The organism is uncultured Nostoc sp., from assembly GCF_964245445.1.
In the GTDB taxonomy this organism is placed as follows: Bacteria; Cyanobacteriota; Cyanobacteriia; order Cyanobacteriales; family Nostocaceae; genus Nostoc.
The window spans coordinates 1-6,872 of the sequence record NZ_CAXTNE010000351.1 but is presented as its reverse complement, the minus strand read 5'-3'; the positions used below and the strand labels follow the sequence as shown (position 1 = coordinate 6,872).

Below are 6,872 nucleotides of genomic sequence, written 5' to 3'. Positions count from 1 at the left end.
CCCCTGCCCCACTCCCCAATGACTGACCCTTATGCTTGGCTAGAACAGTCCTTAGCAACAATTCATCGGGCTGACTGGTATCGTTCAGTACAACCTATCAACGGTCGTCCGGGTGCAACGGTGATTTTAGCTGGGCAAGAGGTAATTAATTTTGCCAGCAATGACTATTTGGGATTGACTGGGGATGAGCGATTGATGGCAGCCGCAACTGCTGCGATCGCAAAATTTGGCACTGGTAGTACTGGTTCTAGATTACTCAGTGGGCATCGGGAATTGCACAGAAGATTAGAGGAGGCGATCGCATGTACCAAACAAACAGAAGATGCCTTGGTATTTAGTTCAGGGTATCTAGCCAATTTGGGTACAATTACCGCTCTTGTAGGCAAGCGTGATTTAATTTTATCTGACCAGTACAATCATTCCAGTCTAAAAAATGGAGCGATTCTCAGTGGTGCAGTATTTGTGGAATATCCACACTGTGATATCGCAGTATTAAAAACTCAGTTGAGTCAACAACGACAAAACTACCGACGCTGTTTGATTCTTACTGATACTGTCTTCAGCATGGATGGCGATTTATGTCCGTTGCCAGCATTATTGGATCTCGCTGATGAATTTAACTGTATGCTGCTAGTTGATGAAGCTCATGCCACTGGGGTACTAGGAAAAACTGGCGCTGGGTGTGTGGAACATTTTGGATGTACAGGAAAGCAGTTAATTCAAGTTGGGACTTTGAGTAAAGCTTTGGGTAGTTTAGGCGGGTATGTAGCAGGAAGTAACGCCCTAATTGACTTTTTGCAAAACCGCGCACCCACTTGGATTTACACCACTGGGCTTTCACCTGCTGATACGGCGGCGGCCTTAGCAGCAATCAAGATAGTCCAACAAGAACCGCAACGCCGTACCCAATTGTGGCAAAATGTACATTACTTAAAAAATTTGCTGCAACAACAGTTACCTAATCTAAAATTATTACCTTCGGAATCACCTATACTATGTTTTCAATTGTCCAATGCAACAGATGCCCTCAAAGCTGGAAAACAGCTAAGAGATGCTGGCATTTTTGCCCCAGCAATTCGTCCCCCGACAGTGCCCACAAGTCGGATTAGAATATCTTTAATGGCAACTCACAAAGCAGCACATATTGAAAAATTGGTAGCAGTGCTGAAGAATGTCAGTTACAGCGAATTTTATTAAATCATACTAGGTTGGGATTAATTGAAGATGCTTCTATTTATGCCGAACTCATTATATGGACATTGCGTCGCACCAAAAGTATCTGAAACTGACTGAATATAACCAAAAATATTTAGTCTACTTCAGTAGACTTTAGCTATTAGCCTTAAACTTTAATTCCAGGCGGGTGAGTCAAGCCTTCAGTTGAGTTATTTCTAGGCTTTTGTTGACACTAGTGAGAGATGCTAAACCCATACGAAATATGTAGTTTATTACCTAATTAATATTTTATATTTTTCTCAGTTTTTAAGCAAAAGTAAGATAAAATACTTTGGTAATTTAAGATATTGTATTAATTTATGAATTTTGTCAAAATATATACTCTCACAGCGTTATTTTCAGCATTTACGTTAGCCCAGGCAAACGCTACTGCTGTTACTGCGCCACCAATTGAGACACAGGTAAAGCAAGTAACACAGTGGTTTACTGGTTTGTTCGATAATTCCCAACAAGTGGCAAATAATCCTTCTGTTCCACCGATTACTTTGTCAAGTTGTAACGTGGAATTGATCGATGCCAACCCTGTACCTGGAATAGAGAATATTTATCTTGAACAAAAAAGTATTAATCGCTTCCGTCTTTATTCTTTTAGCCAAGACAATTCAGCAGTGAATCTCAGCATTCGTGCTTTTGAGCCAAACTATTCTGTTACTGGATTATGTAATCGACCAGAGTCGGAACAGACTATTGACTTTAGCAAAGTTTTGCCAACAAGCTGTAATTTAGAACTTTTGTGGGAACCGACTGATTACATTGGGAATAACTCTCCTAATGGCTGTCCCACAAGTTCTGGTGGTAAGGTGATTTCTAGTGTAACTGTCTCTCAAAATGGCATCGACTCTTTAGACAAGATTTTTGGAGCTAATGATAACTTGCTTTTCGCTACGCCGATTGAGTTTCGCCGAGTTAACTCTATTGCTGAACCCTCTTTTACATTAGGAATACTAGCTCTAGGCGTCTGGGGTACAAGCAAAACAATTTTACGCAAACACAAACAGAAATCGACAGTCAAATAAGAGTCTCTGGTTGATTGTAATTTCTTGAAACCAGAAGAGATATAGGATATTTAAAATCATCTTTATTTTGACATTTGTTATAAACTTGGGTTACTGCATTTCTTGGAATTGAGTATTTATCAGCAGCAAACCAATGTAATAGATAAGATGTAGAAGATTATAATAAATTCTGGCTTTAGATACTATATTACCGGGTAATTAACCTCTTACAAAAGAAGTTTTCTAAATAAATAAAAATCTATCTGGAGATAAATTACTAAAAGTTGCAAACTAACGTAGTGTGTATAGAGCCTATGCAATAAGTATTGGTTATTCCAAAACATTTTCATGCCCCATATTCGTTATTCCGAGTTACTGCGTTATGGCATCGTTGTATTAATTGTCGCACTTGTATTAGTGCTGATGTTGATGCTAGACCCCTGGTTAAGCATGAAGGGAACTTCTTTCTTGCTGTTTTTTAGCGCTGTAATGGTGAGTGCTTGGTATGGTGGTTTGAAATCAGGGCTGTTAGCAACTTCCTTGTCTGCGTTACTAAGTGGTTACTTCTTTCTCCTCCCATCTGATAATCTGAGTTTTGACTTATCCAATTTTGTGCGAATTGGGTTGTTTGCATTACAAGGATTGCTCTTTAGTATTTTATGTGAGGCATTAAGGACTACTAAAAGCTGGGCTGATGGTAATCTTCAAAAGCTCAGAGTTTGTGAGGAGCGATTTCGATTAGCGTTAAGTAGTTCAGATATAGTGGTATTTCAGCACGATCGCGATTTGCGATATCAGTGGATTCATAATCCTCAAGGTCTAAACACTACTGAGGAAATACTGGGTAAGTCCGACTATGAATTATTTCCAGCCTTAGTAGCAGAGCAATTGAGGGCAATTAAGCAGAAGGTACTAGAAACTGGTATTTCAACCCGTGAAGAGGTTTATCTGACAATTAGTGGAGAAAACCGTTACTACGATTTGCTGGTTGAACCGCTAAGGGATGTAGACAATAGCATTCAAGGTATTATCTGTGTAGGTGTAAATATTACTGAGCGCAAGCAGGCTGAAGAAAGACTTCGCCATATCGCCCAAATTAGTAGTTTACTGTCTACTTCGCTAGATTACGAAGAAACCTTAGAACAGATCGCCAAAATCTCAGTTCCCCAGCTTGCTGATTGGTGTAGCGTTGATATTTTAAATGAAGATGGTTCTATTCGCCGCCTACCCATTGCCCATGCAGACCCATCCAAAGTGGAGTTAGCGCGTAAACTTCAGGAGTATGCAATAGATTATAAAAGTGCAAGTGCAATTACTAGAGTACTGCAAACCGGGCAAAGCGAATTAATCTCAGAGGTATCTGACTCGCTATTAGTGGCAAGTACTCAGAATCAGGAACACTTAGAACTTGTTCGGCAATTGGGAATGAAGTCTGTGATGATTGTGCCGTTAATCGCACAAGGGCGAGTACTCGGTAGCATCACCTTTGTAACGACTCAATCAGACCGTCGCTACGATCGCTCTGACCTAACTTTAGCAACAGATATTACCCATCGTGCTGCCTTAGCAGTGGAAAATGCCCGCCTTTATCGAGATATGCACCAGGCTTTAGTCCATTATGCTGAATCTCTATCTCTTCTAGATGCGCTCTTAGGAGCTGCTCCCGTTGCCGTATGCTTTTTGGATCGGGAACTGCGATATATTCGAATTAATCAAGTTTTCGCTGACATTAACGGTTTGACTGTAGAAGAACATCTAGGACGCAAATTTGGGGAAGTGTTGCCAAAGATGGCGGCTGAGTTGCAGCTACTGTTACAGCACGTTTTGGATAGTGGAGAACCCCTGCTGAATGTGGAAATCAGTGGTGAGACAAGGGGACAACCTAGAAGGTACGGCTGCTGGCTGGGCAACTATTACCCGGTAAATAACACAATGGGCGAAACGGTAGGAATTGGAATTATTCTGGCAGAAGTGACAGCGGCAAAGCAAACAGAAGTTGCGTTGCGGGAAAGCGAAGAAAGGTTCCGGGCAATGTTCAACCAGGCAGCTGTGGGCATTACTCTAATAGGATTGGATGGACGATTTCTGCAAGTTAATCCTGCTTTGTGCGAAATTACTGGGTATAGCCATGAAGAGTTAATTCAAATGAACTTTCAGGAAATTAACCACCCTGACGACTTAGAAGTTGATTGGCAGAATGCTCGGCGAGTTTTGGCAAAAGAAATTAGTGGTTATTCCTTAGAGAAGCGCTACATCCGCAAAGATGGTTCTATAGTTTGGGTAAACCTAACTTCATCAGTAGTTTGGGATGCTAACGGACAACCAAAGTATGCATTAGGGATTATTGAAGATATTAGCGAACGGCAAGCCGCGCTGCGCGAACGCAAACAAGTTGAAGCCACACAAGAGTTTCTAGTCGAAGCCAGCATCTTACTAGCTGCCTCATTTGATTATGAAATCACCTTGAAAAGTGTGGCTAATCTAGCAGTTCCTACCCTAGCTGACTGGTGTATTGTAGATGTTTTCCAGGAAGATTGGTCAAGTAAACAAATTGCGATCGCAATTACCGATTCCACAAAACAAAATACTTTAGACGAAATCCAACGGCGTTATCCACCCAAAACCGAAGCAAAACAGCTTGTGTGGCAGCTACGGCTAGGAATATCTGTCTTTTATCCGGAATTTTCCGACTTTTATCTTGTACAGATGGCTCAAAATGAGGAACATCTGCAATTGCTGCGAAGCCTGGGTATTCGTTCTCTAATGGTGATTCCAGTTCGTTCCCGTGGGCAATTATTTGGAGCAATCTCTTTTTTTACAGCCGAATCAGATCGGCACTACCAACAAACAGACTTGGCTTTAGCAGAAGATATTGCTCGTCGGGCGGCCACAGCCATCGACAACGCAAGATTATACCAGGAAACTGAACGGTCTGTCAATCGCACCATACTTTTACAAAGAATAACTGCTGCCTTTTCGGAAGCCTTAACTCCCCAACAGGTAGCCGATGTAGTGGTGAACCAAGGCATTGCCGCCTTGGAAGCTACTGGTGGTTCCGTTGTCTTACTTAGTGAGGGAGGTACTACCCTAAAAGTTGTGCAAGCAATTGGCTATCCGCAAACACTTATAAATACTGGGGCAACTTTTCCCATCACAGCACCTAACCAAATAGCAGAAACAGTCAGAACTGGGCAGCCGGTTTTTTTAGAAAATTTAGCAGCCATGATTGCTAGATATCCCAACTTAGCAGATGTTGTGACTGTTATAGCGAATAATGCCTGGGCTTCTATTCCCTTGGTAGTAGAAGGTAAAGTAATTGGGGCTTTGGGATTAAGCTTTACTACTGGACAAATATTTAATGAAGAAGACCGGGGATTTATGTTGACACTAGGACAGCAGTGTGCCCAAGCGATCGCCCGCGCTCAACTTTACGAAGCCGAAAAAACTGCAAGGGCACAAGCCGAGACAGCCAACCGGATTAAGGATGAATTCCTTGCTGTCCTTTCCCATGAACTCAGAACTCCCCTAAATCCGATTTTAGGATGGGCGAAGTTACTCAGAACCCGCAAGTTTGACGAAGCCACGAGAATCCGGGCATTGGAAACAATCGAGCGTAATGCCAAGTTACAAACCCAACTTATTGGAGATTTGCTTGATGTTTCGCGGATTTTACAAGGTAAAGTCAGGTTAAATCTTTATGCAGTGGATTTGAAAGTAGCGATCGCATCTGCACTAGAAACGGTGCGTTTAGCAGCCGAAGCCAAGTCAATTGAAATTAAAACGGTGCTAAGTAATGATATCGGCAAAGTTCTGGGTGATGGCGATCGCTTGCAACAAGTAATGTGGAATCTCCTCTCCAATGCCGTTAAATTCACACCCACAGAAGGACGAGTAGAAGTACGTCTAGAGCGAGTTGAGTCAGAAGCCCAAATTCAGGTGATTGATACAGGTAAGGGAATCATGCTGGAATTTTTGCCTTACGTATTTGATTACTTCCGACAAGCAGATGCCAAGACAACCAGGATATTTGGCGGGCTGGGATTGGGACTAGCAATTGTGCGTCATCTAGTAGAACTTCACGGTGGTACAGTTCAGGCAGAGAGTCTGGGAGAAGGACAAGGAGCTACCTTTACAGTCAGACTACCTTTGCTGAAAAATTCTGAGTTACGAGCTAGCAGTGATGAGGCTTCTCAACCAGAACTCAGTACTGACGACACATTACTTGCTGGAGTAAAAATTCTGCTTGTGGACGATCAAGCTGATGTGCGAGAGTTTTTTAGCTTTGCGCTAGAACAATATGGCGCAACTGTAACCCTAGCTGAATCAGCAACTGAAGCGTTGGAAATACTAACTCAATTCAAGCCAGATATCCTGTTAAGCGATATTGGAATGCCCTTAATGGATGGTTATATGCTGCTACGCGAGGTGAGAAAATTACCGCCAGAACAAGGTGGGCAAATTCCCGCGATCGCATTGACAGCTTATGCTGGAGAGATTAACTACAACCAAGCAATCGCAGCAGGATTTCAAAAACACCTACCGAAACCCGTCGATCCAGCAGATTTAGCTAGTGCGATCATCAATCTCATCGGACAGAATCAACCTTAAAGAAGGCAGGAGGGCTTGCTCAAAGAAGAGGAA

General features: G+C 42.3%; 3 protein-coding genes. All 3 read left to right on the top strand.

The annotated features are described in order from the left end of the window. Positions 1–18: 18 nt before the first annotated feature. The 3 genes from bioF to ACFE90_RS34350 all read left to right on the top strand — a co-directional run bounded on the left by bioF (position 19) and on the right by ACFE90_RS34350 (position 6,839). On the top strand, positions 19–1,197 hold the full coding sequence (gene bioF, locus ACFE90_RS34360) for an 8-amino-7-oxononanoate synthase (RefSeq protein WP_375506756.1): 1,179 nt from the start codon (positions 19–21) through the stop codon (positions 1,195–1,197). Positions 1,198–1,535: 338 nt separating this feature from the next. Beyond that, positions 1,536–2,252, top strand: coding sequence for a chromophore lyase CpcT/CpeT (locus ACFE90_RS34355; RefSeq protein ID WP_375506755.1), 717 nt, complete (start codon positions 1,536–1,538; stop codon positions 2,250–2,252). A gap of 327 nt (positions 2,253–2,579) precedes the next feature. Beyond that, positions 2,580–6,839, top strand: a complete 4,260-nt coding sequence (locus tag ACFE90_RS34350; protein ID WP_375506754.1) for a PAS domain S-box protein — start codon at positions 2,580–2,582, stop codon at positions 6,837–6,839. Positions 6,840–6,872 lie beyond the last annotated feature (33 nt).